General features: G+C 52.6%; 16 protein-coding genes. 13 read left to right on the top strand and 3 right to left on the bottom strand.

The window, feature by feature from the left end:
* Positions 1-111 precede the first annotated feature (111 nt).
* From J9880_RS07885 to ghrB, 10 genes are all read left to right on the top strand, one after another.
* Positions 112-684: a DNA-3-methyladenine glycosylase I gene (locus J9880_RS07885; RefSeq protein WP_133823020.1), complete on the top strand. Its 573-nt coding sequence runs from the start codon at positions 112-114 to the stop codon at positions 682-684.
* Positions 681-1,124 (top strand): N-acetyltransferase, encoded by a 444-nt coding sequence (locus tag J9880_RS07880; protein ID WP_232770282.1) that lies wholly within the window; start codon positions 681-683, stop codon positions 1,122-1,124. The genes J9880_RS07885 and J9880_RS07880 overlap by 4 nt, the downstream gene beginning before the upstream one ends.
* Positions 1,125-1,345: 221 nt before the next feature.
* Complete coding sequence (locus J9880_RS07875; protein ID WP_133823019.1) at positions 1,346-2,008, top strand: OmpA family lipoprotein; 663 nt, start codon at positions 1,346-1,348, stop codon at positions 2,006-2,008.
* 113 nt (positions 2,009-2,121) lie between these two features.
* A complete protein-coding gene (locus J9880_RS07870) occupies positions 2,122-3,129 on the top strand; it encodes a LacI family DNA-binding transcriptional regulator (RefSeq protein ID WP_232770281.1) in 1,008 nt (335 codons plus the stop codon).
* Between the two features lie 143 nt (positions 3,130-3,272).
* The gene (locus tag J9880_RS07865; protein ID WP_095924015.1) at positions 3,273-5,399 is read left to right on the top strand and encodes an alpha-galactosidase; all 2,127 of its coding nucleotides are present in this window, start codon (positions 3,273-3,275) and stop codon (positions 5,397-5,399) included.
* A 59-nt stretch (positions 5,400-5,458) separates the two neighbouring features.
* Positions 5,459-6,745, top strand: a complete 1,287-nt coding sequence (locus J9880_RS07860) for an MFS transporter (RefSeq protein WP_131693752.1) — start codon at positions 5,459-5,461, stop codon at positions 6,743-6,745.
* 68 nt (positions 6,746-6,813) lie between these two features.
* Positions 6,814-7,848: a LacI family DNA-binding transcriptional regulator gene (locus J9880_RS07855; protein WP_232770280.1), complete on the top strand. Its 1,035-nt coding sequence runs from the start codon at positions 6,814-6,816 to the stop codon at positions 7,846-7,848.
* Positions 7,849-8,061: 213 nt separating this feature from the next.
* The gene (locus J9880_RS07850) at positions 8,062-8,811 is read left to right on the top strand and encodes a sugar phosphate isomerase/epimerase family protein (protein WP_095924018.1); all 750 of its coding nucleotides are present in this window, start codon (positions 8,062-8,064) and stop codon (positions 8,809-8,811) included.
* Positions 8,812-8,854: 43 nt separating this feature from the next.
* Complete coding sequence (locus tag J9880_RS07845; RefSeq protein ID WP_095924019.1) at positions 8,855-10,147, top strand: MFS transporter; 1,293 nt, start codon at positions 8,855-8,857, stop codon at positions 10,145-10,147.
* Positions 10,144-11,121 (top strand): glyoxylate/hydroxypyruvate reductase GhrB, encoded by a 978-nt coding sequence (gene ghrB, locus J9880_RS07840; protein ID WP_131693750.1) that lies wholly within the window; start codon positions 10,144-10,146, stop codon positions 11,119-11,121. The genes J9880_RS07845 and ghrB overlap by 4 nt, the downstream gene beginning before the upstream one ends.
* A gap of 70 nt (positions 11,122-11,191) precedes the next feature.
* Here the strand turns inward: ghrB and J9880_RS07835 are convergent, their stop codons facing one another.
* On the bottom strand, positions 11,192-12,382 hold the full coding sequence (locus tag J9880_RS07835) for a hypothetical protein (RefSeq protein WP_232770279.1): 1,191 nt from the start codon (positions 12,380-12,382) through the stop codon (positions 11,192-11,194).
* 273 nt (positions 12,383-12,655) lie between these two features.
* Here J9880_RS07835 and J9880_RS07830 point away from each other — a divergent pair, with 273 nt between their 5' ends.
* Together J9880_RS07830 and J9880_RS07825 are read left to right on the top strand one after the other, a co-directional pair.
* The gene (locus tag J9880_RS07830; protein ID WP_095924021.1) at positions 12,656-13,906 is read left to right on the top strand and encodes a valine--pyruvate transaminase; all 1,251 of its coding nucleotides are present in this window, start codon (positions 12,656-12,658) and stop codon (positions 13,904-13,906) included.
* 214 nt (positions 13,907-14,120) lie between these two features.
* A complete protein-coding gene (locus J9880_RS07825) occupies positions 14,121-14,909 on the top strand; it encodes a YopT-type cysteine protease domain-containing protein (RefSeq protein WP_133823013.1) in 789 nt (262 codons plus the stop codon).
* Positions 14,910-14,981: 72 nt separating this feature from the next.
* Here J9880_RS07825 and ibpB read toward each other — a convergent pair whose 3' ends face one another.
* Both ibpB and ibpA read right to left on the bottom strand, forming a co-directional pair.
* Positions 14,982-15,416, bottom strand: coding sequence for a small heat shock chaperone IbpB (gene ibpB / locus J9880_RS07820; RefSeq protein ID WP_119825572.1), 435 nt, complete (start codon positions 15,414-15,416; stop codon positions 14,982-14,984).
* Between the two features lie 142 nt (positions 15,417-15,558).
* Positions 15,559-15,969, bottom strand: coding sequence for a small heat shock chaperone IbpA (ibpA, locus tag J9880_RS07815; RefSeq protein ID WP_013573359.1), 411 nt, complete (start codon positions 15,967-15,969; stop codon positions 15,559-15,561).
* A 381-nt stretch (positions 15,970-16,350) separates the two neighbouring features.
* Here ibpA and J9880_RS07810 point away from each other — a divergent pair, with 381 nt between their 5' ends.
* Entirely contained in the window at positions 16,351-16,728 is a 378-nt protein-coding gene (locus J9880_RS07810; protein WP_232770278.1) for a YceK/YidQ family lipoprotein, read from the top strand.
* Positions 16,729-16,730 lie beyond the last annotated feature (2 nt).

The following is a 16,730-nucleotide window of genomic DNA, read 5'->3' as shown; positions in this document are numbered from 1 at the left end:
TCAGATCCGACCAGCGTCAAGGCGGGGGTGTGTAAATTGCGACGTTGCAGAGTTATCCGAGAACCCACACACTGAGGCCCGCACAGTTAAGCCGTTTACAAGGACAACCCCATGGCGACCACCCGATGCAGCTGGGTTTCGAAAGAACCGATTTATCTCGAGTACCACGATAAGGAATGGGGCGTCCCCATCAAAGATGGCCGCACGCTGTTTGAAATGTTGTGCCTGGAAGGCCAGCAGGCCGGTCTGTCGTGGATCACCGTGTTGAGAAAACGCGACAGCTATCGCCAGAATTTCCACCACTTTGACCCGGTGCGCATCGCGAAGATGACCGATGACGATGTCGAGCGTCTGGTGCTCGATGCGGGCATCATCCGTCACCGTGGCAAAATCAAAGCCATTATCGGCAACGCGCAGGCGTATCTGGCGATGCAGGCCAGCGGCGAAGACTTTGCAGAATTCATCTGGAGCTTTGTCGGGCATCAGCCGGTCATCAATACTCCGCTCGGCCCGGAAGGCGTTCCGGCGACCACTTCGGTGTCCGATGCCATGTCGAAAGCGCTGAAGAAGAAAGGGTTTAAATTTATCGGCTCGACGATTTGTTATGCCTTTATGCAGGCCGCAGGGCTGGTGAACGATCATCAGTCTTATTGCTTCTGCCATCCGGCGAATCAGCCGTCATGATCCGCGCTGCGCGGCCCGGCGATACCGACGCCATTCTTATGCTCTGGCTGCGCAGTTCATTGCTTTCCCATGCTTTTATTGCTGAATCCTACTGGATTGAAAGCCTGCAAATGGTCAGGGAAGAATTTCTGCCCAAAGCCAGAACCTGGGTTGATTGCGACGAAAATGATCAGGTTTGCGGCTTTATCAGCGTGCTGAATCAGCAGTTTATCGGCGCGCTGTTTGTGGAAGCCTCTCATTACGGTGATGGCACCGCGCAGCGCCTGATGGCGACGGCCAAAGAGGAATATCCGGTGCTGTTGCTGGAGGTGTATCAGCAAAACGACCGGGCGGTGGCGTTCTATCGCAAGGAAAAGTTTGAAGTCACTGCCAGCACCCGCCATCCCGGCACTGACATGCCCACGTATATTCTGCGCTGGTATCGTCCCCTTTCTGAATAAGTTCTGAAAATCCGTAAAAAGACAAAAACGGATATCCGGAATTCTCCTACTGCTTAACGCCCCGAAATTGCGCATAAAGAGCGCCGGAACGCCGCAGGACTGATGTCCTCCCGTTGCATTTGTTTATGTTTTGACACCTTTTTCTGTGCAACTTGTCGGAAAGCGCACAGTCATAATGCAGCGGTGAAGTTCTGAATAATAAACATCCTGAAGGAAATAAGATGAGCAAAAGATTACTTGTGGTTGCGGGCGTACTTTGCGTCACGATGGGCCTGTCTGCCTGTACCACTAACCCTTACACCGGCGAATCAGAAGCAGGGAAATCCGGCATTGGCGCAGGTATTGGTGCCGCGCTCGGCGCAGGCGTCGGTATGCTGTCTTCTTCTAAACACGATCGCGGCAAAGGCGCGCTGATCGGCGCGGCGGCAGGCGCTGCACTGGGTGGCGGTGCGGGCTATTACATGGATGTGCAGGAATCTAAACTGCGCGACAAAATGAAAGGCACCGGCGTCAGCGTGACCCGTCAGGGCGATAACATCGTGCTGAACATGCCAAACAACGTGACCTTCGACACCAACAGCAGCACGCTTAAACCGGCAGGCGCGAACACGCTGACCGGCGTGGCGATGGTGCTGAAAGAGTATCCGAAAACCGCCGTTAACGTGGTCGGTTACACCGACAGCACCGGCACCCGCGCGCTGAACATGAAACTGTCACAGCAACGTGCGGACGGCGTGGGCAGCGCACTGATCACTCAGGGTGTTGAAGGCAGCCGTGTTCATACCACCGGTGCAGGCCCGGACAATCCGATCGCCAGCAACAGCACGGAAGCCGGTAAAGCGCAGAACCGCCGCGTGGAAATCACGCTGAGTCCGTTGCAGTAAAAATCTGAAACGCTGTAATACCCCTGATAACAGCGGGGCCACATGGCCCCGTTTTGTTTGGCTTGTGATATTCTCCCGCAACGTGTCTTCTCAACTGCGTTACGGGTGTCAGTATGTCTCTGAAAGCTATCGCGAAAGATCTCGGTATTTCCGTGACCACCGTCAGCCGTGCGCTGAACGGTTACGATGACGTTTCAGCAGACACCCGCGCACGGGTTCAGGCCGCCGCCCGGCTTCGCGGTTATCGCCCGAATACCCTCGCCCGCCGGTTAAAAATGGGTAAGATCGACGCCGTTGGTCTCATTTTCCCCTTCACTTCCCATCCGTTAAGCAACTCTGCGTTTATCGAAATGGTCGGCTGCATCACCCGCGAACTGGCCAAATATGAAATCGATTTACTGCTGGTACCGGATGAATTAGGCACCTTTTCCTGGCGGCGTCTTATCGAAAGCAAACGCGTCGATGCCATGCTGGTGGCGCATACGCTGGATAACGATCCGCGCCTGCTGGATTTGCAGCAGCGTCATTTCCCGTTTCTGGCGCTCGGTCGCAGCGGCTGTCTGACGCAGGATTACGCCTGGTTTGATTTCGATAACCGTGCCGGTATGCAGATGGCAGTCGATCATCTTGCCGCACTCGGCCATCAGCGCATCGCGTTTCTCGGCGAGAACAATCAGCAGTCTTTTATCGGACAGCGTTATGAGGGTTATCTCGACGGATTGCAGGCAAACGGTCTGACGCAAGTTCCGGATTACATTCACAAAATCAGCCCCAGCCGTCGCGCCGGATATCAGACCACGCAGGCGTTGCTGGCTTTACCGGTGCCGCCTACGGCGATAGTCTGCGACTGCAATATGCACGGCGAAGGCGCTGCGCTGGCGTTGCACGAAGCCGGTCTGTTGCTCAGCGGCGGCGTGTCGCTGATTATTTTTGACGGATTGCCGTCCGACAGCGTGCCCGATGTCGCCGTGACCGCCGTCCGGCAGGGCACCCGCGAAGCGGTCGGGCTGCAAATTGCCACCATGACTCTCGCGCTGATCCGCAATGAACCGCTGACGGATTTACAGGTGCTCTGGCAGCCGGAATTACAGGCAGGCGTCACCGTACATCCACCACGCTGATATTTCCCCTTCCGGTTATTTTTCCACCCTATATCACAAATCTGACGATTCACATTTCCCATCCGAAACGTTTCGGATCAATAGTTACACCATCAAATCGCGTTTTTTTGCAGGCGCGTTTCTTCTGACGGAGTCGTGAAACTATGGAAAACCAGATCGTCCATTTAACCGCCGCGCACACCAGCCTGATCGTCCGCTGCACGCCGTTCGCCGAAATCCTTTACTGGGGAAAGCGCCTCAGCCAGTTTTCAGCAGATGACCTGATTTCCCTGAGCCGCGCGGTACCGAACGGCCGCATTGATGTCGAAGCGCCGGTGAATGTCAGTGCCGATACCGGGCGCGGCTCTTTTGGCACGCCGGGCATGGAAGGCCATCGCGACGGGTTGGACTGGTCGCCGGTGTTCAATACCACGCAGGTGAAGCACGAGGGAAATCAGCTCATCATCACCACCGAAGACGCGATTGCCGGGCTGCAATTTCGCAGTGAATTGCGCCTCGACGACAGCGGCGTGTTGCAGGCGCGCAACAGCCTGACCAACCTCAAACCCGGGTCCTATCAGGTAACGCGGCTGGCCGTCACGCTGCCGCTGCCGGAGCGTGCCGGTGAAGTGATGGCGTTTCATGGCCGCTGGATCAAAGAATTCCAGCCGCACCGCACGCAGCTTGATCACGGCGGCATCATTCAGGAAAACCGCCGTGGCAAAACCTCTTCCGAATATTTCCCTGCGATGATGATCGGTCATCCGGGTTTCAGTGAGGAACAGGGTGAAGTCTGGGGCCTGCATCTGGGCTGGAGCGGCAACCACCGCCTGCGCGCCGACATCAAAGTGGATGGCCGCCGTCTGGTGCAGGCCGAAGCCCTGTATTTCCCCGGCGAACAACGTCTTGAGCAAGGCGAAACGCTGGAAACACCGTGGCTGTACGCCAGTTATTCCGCCAGCGGCCTGAACCGCATGAGTCAGCAATTCCACCGCTTTGTGCGTGAACAGATTTTGCGTTTCCCGACAGAAAAACCACGACCAGTGCATCTCAATACCTGGGAAGGGATTTATTTCGATCACGATCCCGGCTACATCATGCAGATGGCGACTGAATCTGCCGCGTTAGGCGTGGAACGCTTCATTATCGACGACGGCTGGTTCCGGGGTCGCGACCATGACCGCGCCGCACTCGGTGACTGGTATCTCGACGAGAAGAAATACCCGAATGGCCTGAAACCGGTGATCGACCACGTCAAAAAACTCGGCATGGAATTCGGTATCTGGGTCGAACCGGAAATGATTAACCCGGATTCTGATTTATACCGCGCGCACCCGGACTGGCTGCTGGCATTGCCGGGCTATCAGCAACCGAGCGGGCGTCATCAGTTTGTGCTCGATCTGAACAATCCGCAGGTGTTTGATTATCTGGTGGAACGCATGAGCTGGCTGCTCGGCGAGCACGATGTGGATTATGTGAAATGGGACATGAACCGCGAAATCGTTCAGCCGGGACACCAAGGCCGCGCGGCGCTGACAGCGCAAACGCAGCAGTTTTACCGTTTGCTCGATGTGCTGGGCGAACGCTTCCCGCAGATCGAGTTTGAATCCTGCGCCTCCGGCGGCGGCCGTATTGATTTCGAGGTGCTCAAACGCAGTCACCGGTTCTGGACGTCGGACAATAACGACGCGCTGGAGCGGCAGAAAATTCAGCGCGGCATGAGCTATTTCTTCCCGCCGGAAGTGATGGGATCGCACATCGGCAACAAGTTGTGCCACGCCACCTCGCGCCAGCACAGCATCGAATTCCGTGGCCTGACCGCCCTGTTCGGCCACATGGGCATTGAACTGGATCCGGTGAAAGAAGGCGATGCGGAACGCGCCGGTTTCGCCAAATACACCCGCCTGCATCAGCAGTTACGCCCTTTATTGCACAGCGGCGATGTTTACCGCGTGGATACCCATGACGGGACGGTGCTAATTAACGGCGTGGTCAGTGCAGACGCCGACAGCGCAGTATTTCTGGTCAGTCAGCTGGCGATGCCGACCTGGTCGCTACCCGGTGTGTTACGGGTGCCGGGGCTGAAACCTGATGCGCGTTATCGCGTGACGGTGCTGGATGAACCGCCATTGCTGGCCGGCGGCGGCAGCGGTCACACCATGCGGGTGCAACCGGCATGGCTGCATGAATCTCCGGTGCTGAGCGGCGAATGGCTGGCCAATGCCGGGCTGACCCTGCCGGTACTGGATCCGGAAAGTGCCCTGCTGCTGGGCTTCGAAGAAATCAGATAACAACAAAAAAACGCCGGTGCGACAGTGCCGGTTTTCATGGTTTCGGCAAGGAAATCACTATGAACCCTACACAAACTTCCGATCGTTGCTTCTATAAAAAAAATACTAACTTCTGGATATTTGGCAGCTACTTCTTCCTCTATTTCTTCATTATGGCGACCTGTTATCCGTTTTTACCGATCTGGCTTTCTGACGTGATCGGTCTGAGTAAAACGGAAACCGGCATCGTGTTTTCCAGCATGTCGCTGTTTGCCATTCTGTTTCAGCCGATTTTCGGCATCATTTCCGACAAACTCGGTCTGAAGAAACACCTGCTGTGGATCATCGCGGTGCTGCTGTTCCTGTTTGCGCCGTTCTTCATTTACGTTTTCGCCCCGTTGTTAAAACTCAATATCGTGCTCGGTGCCATTCTTGGCGGCGCGTATATCGGGTTCGTGTTTGCGGGCGGTTCCGGCGCCACCGAGGCGTATATCGAAAGGGTCAGCCGTAACAGTTCGTTTGAATACGGCAAGGCGCGGATGTTCGGCTGCTTCGGCTGGGGGATTTGCGCCTCAACGGCGGGCGTGCTGTTTAATATCAACCCGGACATCGTGTTCTGGATGGGGTCCGGCGCGGCGATCATTTTGATGATTTTGCTGCTGATTGCCCGTCCGCAGGAAAATAAAAATGCGCAGGTTCTGGATAAACTCGGTGCCAATCAGCCGCAATTCTCGCTGAAAACGGCGGCTTTGTTACTGAAAGAACGCAAACTGTGGATGCTGATTTTGTATGTGATCGGCGTGGCCTGTGTGTATGACGTGTTTGATCAGCAATTCGCGACATTCTTCAAAACCTTTTTCGCGTCTCCGCAGCAGGGCACGGAAATGTTCGGTTATGTCACCACGGCGGGCGAGCTGTGTAACGCGCTGATCATGTTCTGTTCGCCGTGGATCATTAACCGCATCGGCGCGAAAAATACGCTGCTGCTGGCGGGCACCATTATGTCGATCCGCATCGTCGGTTCGTCCTTTGCCACCACGGCGATTGAAGTCATTCTGCTGAAAATGCTGCACGCGCTGGAAGTGCCATTCCTGCTGGTCGGCGTGTTCAAATACATCACGCAGATTTTTGATGTCCGGTTCTCGGCGACCATTTATCTGATCGGATTTAACTTTGCCAAACAACTGGCCGCGATTTTCCTCTCGGCGTTCGCGGGCAATTTGTATGACCGTATCGGCTTCAGCGATACCTATCTGATCCTCGGCGGTATTGCCTTTGGCGTGACGATCATTTCGGCGTTTACCCTGAGCAGCAGGCCGAAGGTGGAGGTGGTCCCGGTGGTACAAACGGCAGAAGGATTGCGCTGACTTACGGGATGCAGCCTTTCGGCACTCTGTGCTAGTCTCCGTGGGACAAGCATGAGGGGAGAAAGGCTGTGAGCAAAAAACAGGAACCGGGCGCGGCTGTCCGCGCCACGATACGTGACGTCGCCAGCGCCGCGAAAACCGGTAAAACCAGCGTGTCACGCTATCTCAACGGTGAAAAACACCTGCTGTCCGATGCCCTGAAAGAGCGCATCGGACGGGCCATCTCCCTGCTGGATTATCAGCCGAGCCAGATGGCGCGCAGCCTGAAAAGCGGCCAGACGCGTCTTATCGGGCTGATCCTCGCTGATATTACCAATCCCTATTCTGTCGATGTGATGCGCGGCGTTGAAGCTGCCTGCCGTCAGGAAGGGCTGACGCTGCTGGTGTGTAACACCAACAACGAGCTGGATCAGGAAAAACATTACCTGCAACTGCTCAGCAGTTATCGCGTGGATGGCATTGTAGTGAACGCCGTGGGTATGCGCGAAGCGGCGATTTCCACGCTGCAACAGGCCAATTTACCGATGGTGCTGATTGACCGCAAAGTCGCGAATTTCGCCTGCGACGTCATCGGCCTGAAAAACGTCGAAGCCACACAGATGATGACCGGTCATCTTCTGCAACAGGGTTTTGAAGCCCTGCTGTTCATCAGCGAACCCGCCACCATCAATACCCGTTTCGACCGCTTACACGCCTTCCTGAAATGTATGCAGCAGTCCCCGCAACATATTGCCGAACAAGGCGAAATCGAGCTGAGCAATACCGAAGGGCTGGATACGCTGCTGCAGGGTTTTGTCGCGCGCCATGCGGATAAGCATAAAGCCGTGATGTGCGTGAACGGCGCGCTGACGTTACAGGTAGCGCGCGCCATGCAGCGGCTGAATCTGCGCTGGGGGCCGGATATCGGTTTATCCGGTTTCGACGAACTGGTGTGGGCGGATCTGGCGGGCGTCGGGATCACCACGCTCAGGCAACCGACCTACGAGATGGGCGTGGCGGCACTGCGTCAACTGGTGACGCGGATCCAGGGCAATACCGAACCGGTCACCGATCTGGAGTTTTCCGGCGAGCTGATGGCGCGCGGTTCCACGGCTGCCCGCTGAGCCTTTTCCTTCCTGTTATCTCCCCGTTCTTCGTGAGCGGGATCATATTTTTGTGCTTTTGTCCTGTCACATGGAACCGGTTCCAATTAGCGTGTATAAAACGAAACAAAACGTTAACAACGGCACGGCCCGTCATTTGTTCCACTAAAATGAGGTTTCGGAAATGATCGCCCGCGCCGCATTTTACGCAGCGCCCTCACAGGATAAACGTTCATGAAAAGAGAAGTCGTCATTGTCACCGCCGCTTACGGAAACAGCGTCGTCAACGCCCTTGGCGGACAGGCGGAAGTCCTGCCGATCATCGCAGAAGCGAAGGCCGACGGTGTGGAAATCCGCCGTGAATTGTTCTCTCCCGCCGATCTGGATTCCCTGCCTGCGCTGGCCGAAAAAATTCAGCAGAACGGTTTATTTGCCGTGTACTCCGTGCCTTTTGCCCTGTTTGCGCCGGGTGGCAAGCTTAATCCTGATGCACCACACTATTTCGAAGAGGCGCGCAGGCTGAATGCCCGCACCATCAAGTTTTCCCTTGGCGAATTTGAGCCGGGCGAAGACCTGACGCCGCTGAAAGTCTTGCTGGCATCCAGTCCGGTAAAGCTGGTGGTTGAGAATGACCAGACGCCGGAATACGGCATTCTGTCGCGCATTAATGCGTTTATGTTTGCCGCAGAATCACTGCATCTGCCACTGAGCATGACGTTCGACATGGCCAACTGGCTGTGGGTCGGACAGGATCCGGCAGTGGCCGCTGAGCGCCTGGCGCGACATGTAGGGTATGTGCATGTTAAAGCAGCGGAACAACGGGCCGGGAAATGGCATGCCGTCGCACTCGATAACAGCGATGGCAGCTGGGAACCTTTATTGAAAAGCCTGCCTCAGGATGTTCCACGCGGTATCGAATTCCCGCTTGAGGGTGATGATCTGACCGCGGTGACGCGCCATTACGTCGAACTGTTACGTCAGTAAGCGCCGTCGGGACCGTGCTGATGCACTATCAGGAGAAACAGTTATGAGCCAGTCCAGGATCGCCACCCGCCGCTGGTGGTACATCATGCCGATCGTGTTCATCACTTACAGTCTGGCGTATGTCGACCGCTCAAACTTCAGTTTCGCTTCGGCGGCCGGTATCAACGATGATCTTCATATCACCAAAGGCATGTCGTCCCTGCTGGGCGCGCTGTTTTTCTTAGGGTATTTCTTCTTCCAGATCCCCGGCACGATTTACGCCGAACGCCGCAGTGTCAGGAAACTGATTTTCTGGTGTTTGTTATTGTGGGGCGGATTCGCCTCGCTGACCGGCGTGGTGACGAACATTCCGATGCTGGCGGCGATCCGCTTTGCGCTCGGCGTGGTGGAAGCCGCTGTGATGCCCGCCATGCTGGTGTACATCAGTAACTGGTTCACCAAATCCGAACGCTCGCGCGCCAATACCTTTCTGATCCTCGGCAATCCGGTGACGGTGTTGTGGATGTCGGTGCTTTCCGGCTATCTGATCAAATCTTTTGGCTGGCGCGAGATGTTTATCTTCGAAGGTATTCCGGCGGTGATCTGGGCCGTTATCTGGTGGTTCACCGTCAAAGATAAGCCCGAACAGGTCGGCTGGCTGAGCGATCAGGAAAAACAGGCGCTGGCCGCACAGCTGGAAAAAGAGCAGAAAGACATTCAGGCGGTGGGCGGTTACCGGGAAGCCTTCCGCTCGCGCAATGTGGTGATGCTTTGCCTGCAATATTTCTTCTGGAGCATTGGCGTGTATGGCTTCGTGCTCTGGCTGCCGTCGATTTTGCGCGACGGAAAATCAATGGGCATGGTCGAAGCGGGCTGGTTATCTTCCGCCCCTTATCTGGCCGCCACTATCGCCATGATCCTGGTGTCCTGGGCATCGGACAAAATGCAAAACCGTAAGTTGTTTGTCTGGCCTTTATTGCTGGTCGGCGCGCTGGCGTTCTTTGGTTCATGGGCCGCTGGCACAAACAATTTCTGGCTTTCGTACAGTTTACTGGTCATTGCCGCTGCGGCAATGTATGCCCCGTACGGGCCGTTTTTTGCCATCATTCCTGAAATGCTGCCGAAAAATGTCTCCGGTGGCGCAATGGCATTAATCAACAGTCTGGGCGCGCTGGGCTCGTTTTTTGGTTCCTGGTTTGTCGGTTATCTCAACGGCAACACAGGCAGCCCGGCAGCCTCCTTCATTTTCATGGCCGTGTCGTTACTGGTTTCCGCAGGCTTAACCCTGCTGGTGAGACCGCGAAAGGCCAACATTCAGCCGAAAGAAGTTTCCTTAACCCAAGGGAGTAAGTCATGAAGCCGTCTATTGTTTTATATAAAAAATTACCCGCAGATCTGCATCAGCGTCTCGAAGAGCATTTCACCATCACTGAATTTGATGGCATCACGGATAAAAACCGCGCTCAGGTGTTTGATGCACTGCAAAATGCGGAAGGGTTGCTGGGTTCGGGCGGAAAAGTGGATAAGGAACTGTTTGACCATGCGCCACGTCTGCGCGCCGTTTCGACCATTTCCGTCGGCTACGATAACTTTGACGTGGCAGAACTGACCCGCCGCGAAATCCCGATGATGCACACGCCGACGGCGCTGACCGATACCGTCGCCGATACCGTGATGGCGCTGGTGCTGTCCACCGCGCGTCGGGTGGTGAATGTGGCCGGGCGTGTGAAAGCCGGTGAATGGAACGATAACATTGGCGCGGACTGGTTCGGCACTGATGTTCACCATAAAACCATGGGCATCGTCGGCATGGGACGTATCGGTCTGGCGCTGGCACAACGCGCGCATTTCGGCTTCGACATGCCGATTTTGTACAATGCACGCAGCCAGCATAAAGAAGCGGAAGAGAAGTTTGGCGCGCGTAAATGCGAGCTGGATGAACTGCTGAAAGAGTCTGATTTCGTCTGTATCTTGCTGCCAATGACCGAACAAACGTTCCATCTGATTGGCAAAGAGCAACTGGCGAAAATGAAATCCAGCGCCATTCTGGTCAGCGCCGGACGTGGTCCGGTGATTGATGAACCGGCCCTGATTGAGGCGCTGAAAAACGGCACCATTTATGGCGCTGGCATGGATGTGTTTGAAACCGAGCCACTACCGAAAGATTCTCCGCTGCTGAGCCTGCCGAACGTGGTGGCCCTGCCGCATATCGGTTCTGCGACCCATGAAACCCGTTACGACATGGCAGCCTGTGCCGTGGACAATCTGATCGCAGCACTCAAGGGTGACGTGAAACAGTTCTGCGTTAACCCGGAAGTCCTGAAGAAATAAGCGACAGGGGTTTTCAGGAACCGGTCCGGGCAAAGCCTGCGGCCGGTCTCCCTGTCAGTATTGAAAAAAGTCAGAGGTATTTCAGTAATATCTCTCTGATTTTTCTGTCTGCTTTTCTTGCATACATTTCCAGGTTAAACGCCTGAAGGCTGTTTTTCAGTGCCGGTGTCGGGACATCCTCGGGTGCCAAAAGTTTAAGGACGATGCTGCGGGTATAGCCTTCTCTTCCCGCGACCATCGACTGAAATTTGTTGAGCAATTCTTCGCCCCCCAGTTCATGAGCACGGGCATTCAATCCGTCAATAAGAGGATCTTTCCAGGTTTGCTTGTCGTAATAAGGTAAACGCTTTTTCAGTGACAAATAGTCGGAAAGGCTTTGATCGCCCGACATCATGCCGGACTTGCTGATACTGGTCAGGTTTTTGAATGTGGTGCCGGGAATCGTGTGGGTAATAAAGATATGTATTTTTTTCTTCCCCGTACCGCGGGAAAAGCCGTGACGCTGGATTTTATTTTCGTCTTTCATCATTGAGTAATGACATTCAGAAAATAAATCTTCATAAGGTGTCCCTGCAAAGCACTCTTTAAGGCTTTTCAACAAACGCGCCATGTTCTCTTTTTCCCTGCACACCAGGACATACACTGAATTATTCTGCAACTCTCTGTCTTCGATCAGCGTATTAATAATGAAAATTTGAGAACAGGCTACTACGGTATCCGAACTTAAATAGGCAAAATATAAACTACAACTTTTCGGTAAAGATAAATTGTAACTGTCCAGCAATTTAATGATGTCTTGTTTGGATGATTTTTTTATATTGATCACTTCCCGCTCAGGCATGGGCAAATAACCCAGCGATTTCTTAGAGAATCCCAGGCTATGGATAATGATATTTTCCACACACCAGCTCAACAGGGCGACCTCATAGTCCCGATCGGATGAACCGACGTCACGGCTCACGTCCATTTCATCAATCAGAATAACGGTATTGCACGTTATGATGTCCAGCTGATAGAAAAAATCAGCCAGCACTGTCGATAATACATCGGGAGACAAGAGACTGTGGGGCGTTACAATAACTATCGGGTCATCATAATTCAATTCTTTACCCGGATTGAATAACTCCTTTCCCTGAACATTAATATGTCTTGTTTTAGCATTCACCGTAATTAATTCCCCCTCAGCCCCGGTGCTCCGCGCGATGTCTTTTATTTTCTTCCCCAGCGCATGGTCTCCTCCGCCTGCCGTGAAGAGATTCATTATAATTATGCTTCTTTTCATTTTATCAACCTTGTTTATATGTTTCGAAAAATAATTATGCCAAGGGGGAAACAAATATAACAAGACGGTTTTTATTACTCTGTCATTAAGCATAAAGGGATCCGCGCAGGGATATTTGAGAAATACAGTGAATGATTTTCCGTGTTCATCTTTTTTAATACTTCTCCACGCCAAAACCCGCTGGTCCGATTGCACTGCCTTGCGGCAGGCGTTATGGTGGACATCACATTTCGATAACATACAAAGCTTTCTATGACGTTTTCTGCTTTCGGTGACAAATTTACCCGTTTTTCAGGCATCACACGCCTGATGGGCGACATGAATGACGGTTTACGCACGCCCGGCGCGGTGATGCTGGGCGGGGGCAATCCGGCTCAAATTCCTGAGATGCAGGATTACTTCCAGACACTGCTGGCGGAAATGCTGGCCGCAGGCAAGCTGACCGAAGCACTGTGCAATTATGACGGCCCGCAGGGCAAAGACGTGTTGCGTCATGCTCTGGCAGAAATGTTGCAGAAAGAACTGGGCTGGCAACTTGATGCGCAAAATATCGCGCTGACCAATGGCAGCCAGAGCGCCTTCTTCTATTTATTCAATCTGTTCGCCGGACGTCGCGCTGATGGCAGCATGTCCAAAGTGTTGTTCCCGCTCGCACCGGAATACCTCGGTTACGCCGACGCCGGTCTGGACGAAAATCTGTTTGTTTCGGCTAAGCCAAACATAGAATTACTGCCGGAAGGCCAGTTCAAGTATCACGTCGATTTCGATCATCTGAACATTACCGATGACATCGGCCTGATCTGCGTCTCACGCCCGACCAACCCGACCGGTAACGTGATTACTGACGAAGAGCTGATCCGCCTTGATGCGCTGGCGCAGCAGAAAGATATTCCGTTACTCATCGATAACGCTTACGGCGTGCCGTTCCCCGGCATCGTATTCACCGAGGCCACGCCGTTGTGGAATCCGAATATTATTCTGTGCATGAGTTTGTCGAAACTCGGCCTGCCGGGTTCGCGCTGCGGTATCGTGATTGCCGATGAGAAAATCATCAAAGCGATCAGTAATATGAACGGGATTATCAGCCTGTCGCCGGGCAGTGTCGGCCCGGCCATCGCCAATGAAATGATTGCACGTGGCGATCTGCTGCGGCTTTCCGAAGAAGTGATCAAACCTTTCTATTACCAGCGCGTGCAGGAAACCATCGCCACGCTGCGCCGTTATCTGCCGGAAGAACGTTGCCTGATCCACAAACCCGAAGGCGCAATTTTCCTCTGGCTGTGGTTCAAAGATTTGCCGATCACTACCGAAGTGCTGTATCAGCGGCTGAAACAGCGCGGGGTGCTGATGGTACCGGGCGATTATTTCTTCCCGGGTCTCGAACATCCGTGGCCGCACACCCATCAGTGTATGCGCATGAACTACGTACCAGACGCTGAGCAGATCGAGCGCGGTGTGAAGATTCTGGCGGAAGAAGTGGAAAAAGCGCACGCGGAAGGTTGAGAGTTTATTATTTAAGGCCGGAGTAACAGCTTAATTACCCTGGCCTTTTTATTTCCAGAAAGCATCCTTTATTTAAAACAAATCCTGTATAGCCCCGTAATTAAACAAATACTTAATTTATCATTAAGCATTTCGCTCATGAAAAAATCTTAATATGAAACCCTACTTTTTCGTAAGACATTCATCCACAAATTAACTCTTAGAAAAATCACCCATGTCTATAGAAAATAAATTAGCGCTATTTGCCTCTCAAACTCATGGTCAATACTCTCCTTTTGATCAAAATGCTTATATGCGGAAAAATCGCTGGGTAAGCGATAACCCCAGAAACCTGGCAGGAGCATGGATTGGTAGCTTCCGACTTCCGGGAATGAATAAAGAATTATATGGTTTACGAGGTGTGTGTCTTGGCCTGTCTGCGGCCTATCTGGTAAAAGGACGTAACTGGAGCACATTCAAACAATATCTTGATTCCCCTGAGTGCCATCGGCTCACACTGGGCATCATGAATTATCAGGAACAATTTGGTGAGATCAGTCTGGCGAGAAAGATTGCCGCTGAACAGGCAAAATCCCAGGCAGCGGCCCAAAATGGTGCAGCAGCAGTCAGCAATATAAAAAAGATAACTACGCCCAAACAGATAGAATACGTCACGACTGCCGATGCTATTAATTTGTTGGTAAAGATTCAGGGAAAGATTAACTTTATCAGTAGAGTTGAATTATCACCGATTGAAGACATCGAGGAAAGAATAGAAACCTTAATGAAGCATATTGATTCAAACTTCGGTTACCTGTTAAACATAAGAGGCGGGGGTAGCGGACACGCAGTAAGTCTCACCACCGGACAAAAAAGGATAAAGTTTTTTGATCCTAATTACGGTGAAATATCCTATCCTGACACAAAAACAGGACGAGAGTATTTTAAGTCTGCTCTTTATTTTTTATTTTACGAATTTTATAAAGAGTATAACAACATAATTATCTCTCGTTTTACTTACTGATTAACATCATACACTTCTCATCACATCCTGCTTTATGTTCCCCCTCATCGGGGGAACATAAACAGATCACGTTTATTCAGATTGATTTTCCAGTGCCGGTTTCTCTGTACCAATCGCAATTTTTTGCGGCTGCAACGCTTCCGGCACATCCCGCACCAGATTGATATGCAGCAGGCCATGGGTAAACTCAGCCGCCGACACATGCATATGTTCTGCCAGCGTGAAGCTCAGGGTGAAAGGCTTAATCACTAACCCCTGATGCAGATATTCCACTTTGGTTTCCGGCTGTGCAGGCGCGCCGCTGACCGTCAAACGCGGCCCTTCGACTTCAATATTCAGTTCGCTTTGCTGGAAACCCGCCAGCGCCAGTGAAATCCGGTAATGGTTATCGTCGTATTTTTCAATATTGTATGGCGGAAACGCCTGATCCGCGCCCTGCATTGAACTGGCTAATTTATCGAATCCAATCCACTGACGCAGTAATGGGGAAATATCGTAGTTACGCATAATGTCACTCCTTCTATGAAGCAAGTTGGTTAATTCCGCCACCCTTTTGGCTGTGACGGTGCAGCTCCCTGACGGCGAGCCTAAACTTTTTCAATTTCTGGCGGTCAATAACGATGGCCGCAAGGGATTTATTGCCGGTAAATCAGCGGATTTCGATACGCCGCGGTTTGGACGATTCAGGAACGACACGTTCCAGATCGATATACAGCAAACCGTTCGACAAATTGGCCGCTTTTATCTGGATATGCTCAGCCAGCTGGAATTTGCGCTCGAAATTACGTTCCGCAATGCCCTGATATAAATACGTCCGCTCAGTGTCGCCGGGTGCATGTGCACCTTTGACCAGCAGCATGTTGTCGTGCGCGGTAATGTCCAGCTCAGATTCGGCGAAACCGGCTACCGCGATCGCAATCCGGTAATGGTTTTCGTCAACCAGCTCGACATTATAAGGGGGATAGCCGCCGCCCTGATTCTGACCCGATTCGATGAGATTAAATAAACGGTCAAAACCAATGGCAGAACGGTATAACGGGGATAAATCAAAATTACGCATGCCAACTTCTCCTGATATTCAGCGAGTATTTTTAAATAGCCTTCCAGTCGGACAGGCCAGCGTCGCAGTGATGACAGGAGAACCCTTCCGGCGTTCCTCCTCCTGCGTCGTACAGTAAAAATGGAGACGAAAGGGATTTTTTCAAGCCGGTAAAAACAAAAAAATTTGGCTGCTGTTTATAGGCTGACAGCCAAAATACATGACAGGTCAGGGTGAAAAACCAGGGAGAGCAGGCGGATTCCTGCAAGATTTCAAATAGTAATTACACTTAATGGGATCGCAGCCACAGAGCTACAGCTTGCTTTGTTAATTTTTTGTGCTGAGTGGTATAAGTCCCTTTGACTTAAAAACTCAGCCTGACAGCATAAGATGAGTTCTAACATGAAGAAATTTGCATTAACGCCGCTGATGACAGGATGTGTTTTTTTAGCGACGAGCGGATGTTCCAGCGTGATGACCCATACCGGGGGCGATACAGGGTATTATTCGGGTGCACGCGCGGATGTGAATATGATGAAAAGCGATGACACCAGTTGGGCGATGACGCCACTGCTGTTAATCGATTTACCGTTCAGCGCCCTGCTGGATACGGTATTGCTGCCTTACGATTACTATCGCAGCGGGACAGTGACCACCCGCGATCGCGTTAAGGCCAGCGAGGAACACAATATTGCGCTGAGTAACGGGGTCGATATCGATCATGTTCCGCCAATGACCACCACCGATCGCGGTCACACGTCTTCGGCGCATAAAAAATAAAC

This window comes from Rahnella victoriana, from assembly GCF_021276285.1.
Taxonomy (GTDB): Bacteria; Pseudomonadota; Gammaproteobacteria; order Enterobacterales; family Enterobacteriaceae; genus Rahnella; species Rahnella victoriana.
This window is presented reverse-complemented; position numbering and strand designations above follow the sequence as displayed.

Bases quoted from the DNA above. Each gene is read 5' to 3' on its own strand.
- J9880_RS07810 (WP_232770278.1), top strand. From the start codon at position 16,351: ATGAAGAAATTTGCATTAACGCCGCTGATGACAGGATGTGTTTTTTTA.
- J9880_RS07825 (WP_133823013.1), top strand. From the start codon at position 14,121: ATGTCTATAGAAAATAAATTAGCGCTATTTGCCTCTCAAACTCATGGT.
- ibpB (WP_119825572.1), bottom strand. From the start codon at position 15,416: ATGCGTAACTACGATATTTCCCCATTACTGCGTCAGTGGATTGGATTC.
- J9880_RS07870 (WP_232770281.1), top strand. From the start codon at position 2,122: ATGTCTCTGAAAGCTATCGCGAAAGATCTCGGTATTTCCGTGACCACC.
- J9880_RS07860 (WP_131693752.1), top strand. From the start codon at position 5,459: ATGAACCCTACACAAACTTCCGATCGTTGCTTCTATAAAAAAAATACT.
- J9880_RS07865 (WP_095924015.1), top strand. From the start codon at position 3,273: ATGGAAAACCAGATCGTCCATTTAACCGCCGCGCACACCAGCCTGATC.
- J9880_RS07835 (WP_232770279.1), bottom strand. From the start codon at position 12,382: ATGAATCTCTTCACGGCAGGCGGAGGAGACCATGCGCTGGGGAAGAAA.
- J9880_RS07850 (WP_095924018.1), top strand. From the start codon at position 8,062: ATGAAAAGAGAAGTCGTCATTGTCACCGCCGCTTACGGAAACAGCGTC.
- J9880_RS07845 (WP_095924019.1), top strand. From the start codon at position 8,855: ATGAGCCAGTCCAGGATCGCCACCCGCCGCTGGTGGTACATCATGCCG.
- J9880_RS07885 (WP_133823020.1), top strand. From the start codon at position 112: ATGGCGACCACCCGATGCAGCTGGGTTTCGAAAGAACCGATTTATCTC.
- J9880_RS07880 (WP_232770282.1), top strand. From the start codon at position 681: ATGATCCGCGCTGCGCGGCCCGGCGATACCGACGCCATTCTTATGCTC.
- J9880_RS07875 (WP_133823019.1), top strand. From the start codon at position 1,346: ATGAGCAAAAGATTACTTGTGGTTGCGGGCGTACTTTGCGTCACGATG.
- J9880_RS07830 (WP_095924021.1), top strand. From the start codon at position 12,656: ATGACGTTTTCTGCTTTCGGTGACAAATTTACCCGTTTTTCAGGCATC.
- ibpA (WP_013573359.1), bottom strand. From the start codon at position 15,969: ATGCGTAATTTTGATTTATCCCCGTTATACCGTTCTGCCATTGGTTTT.
- ghrB (WP_131693750.1), top strand. From the start codon at position 10,144: ATGAAGCCGTCTATTGTTTTATATAAAAAATTACCCGCAGATCTGCAT.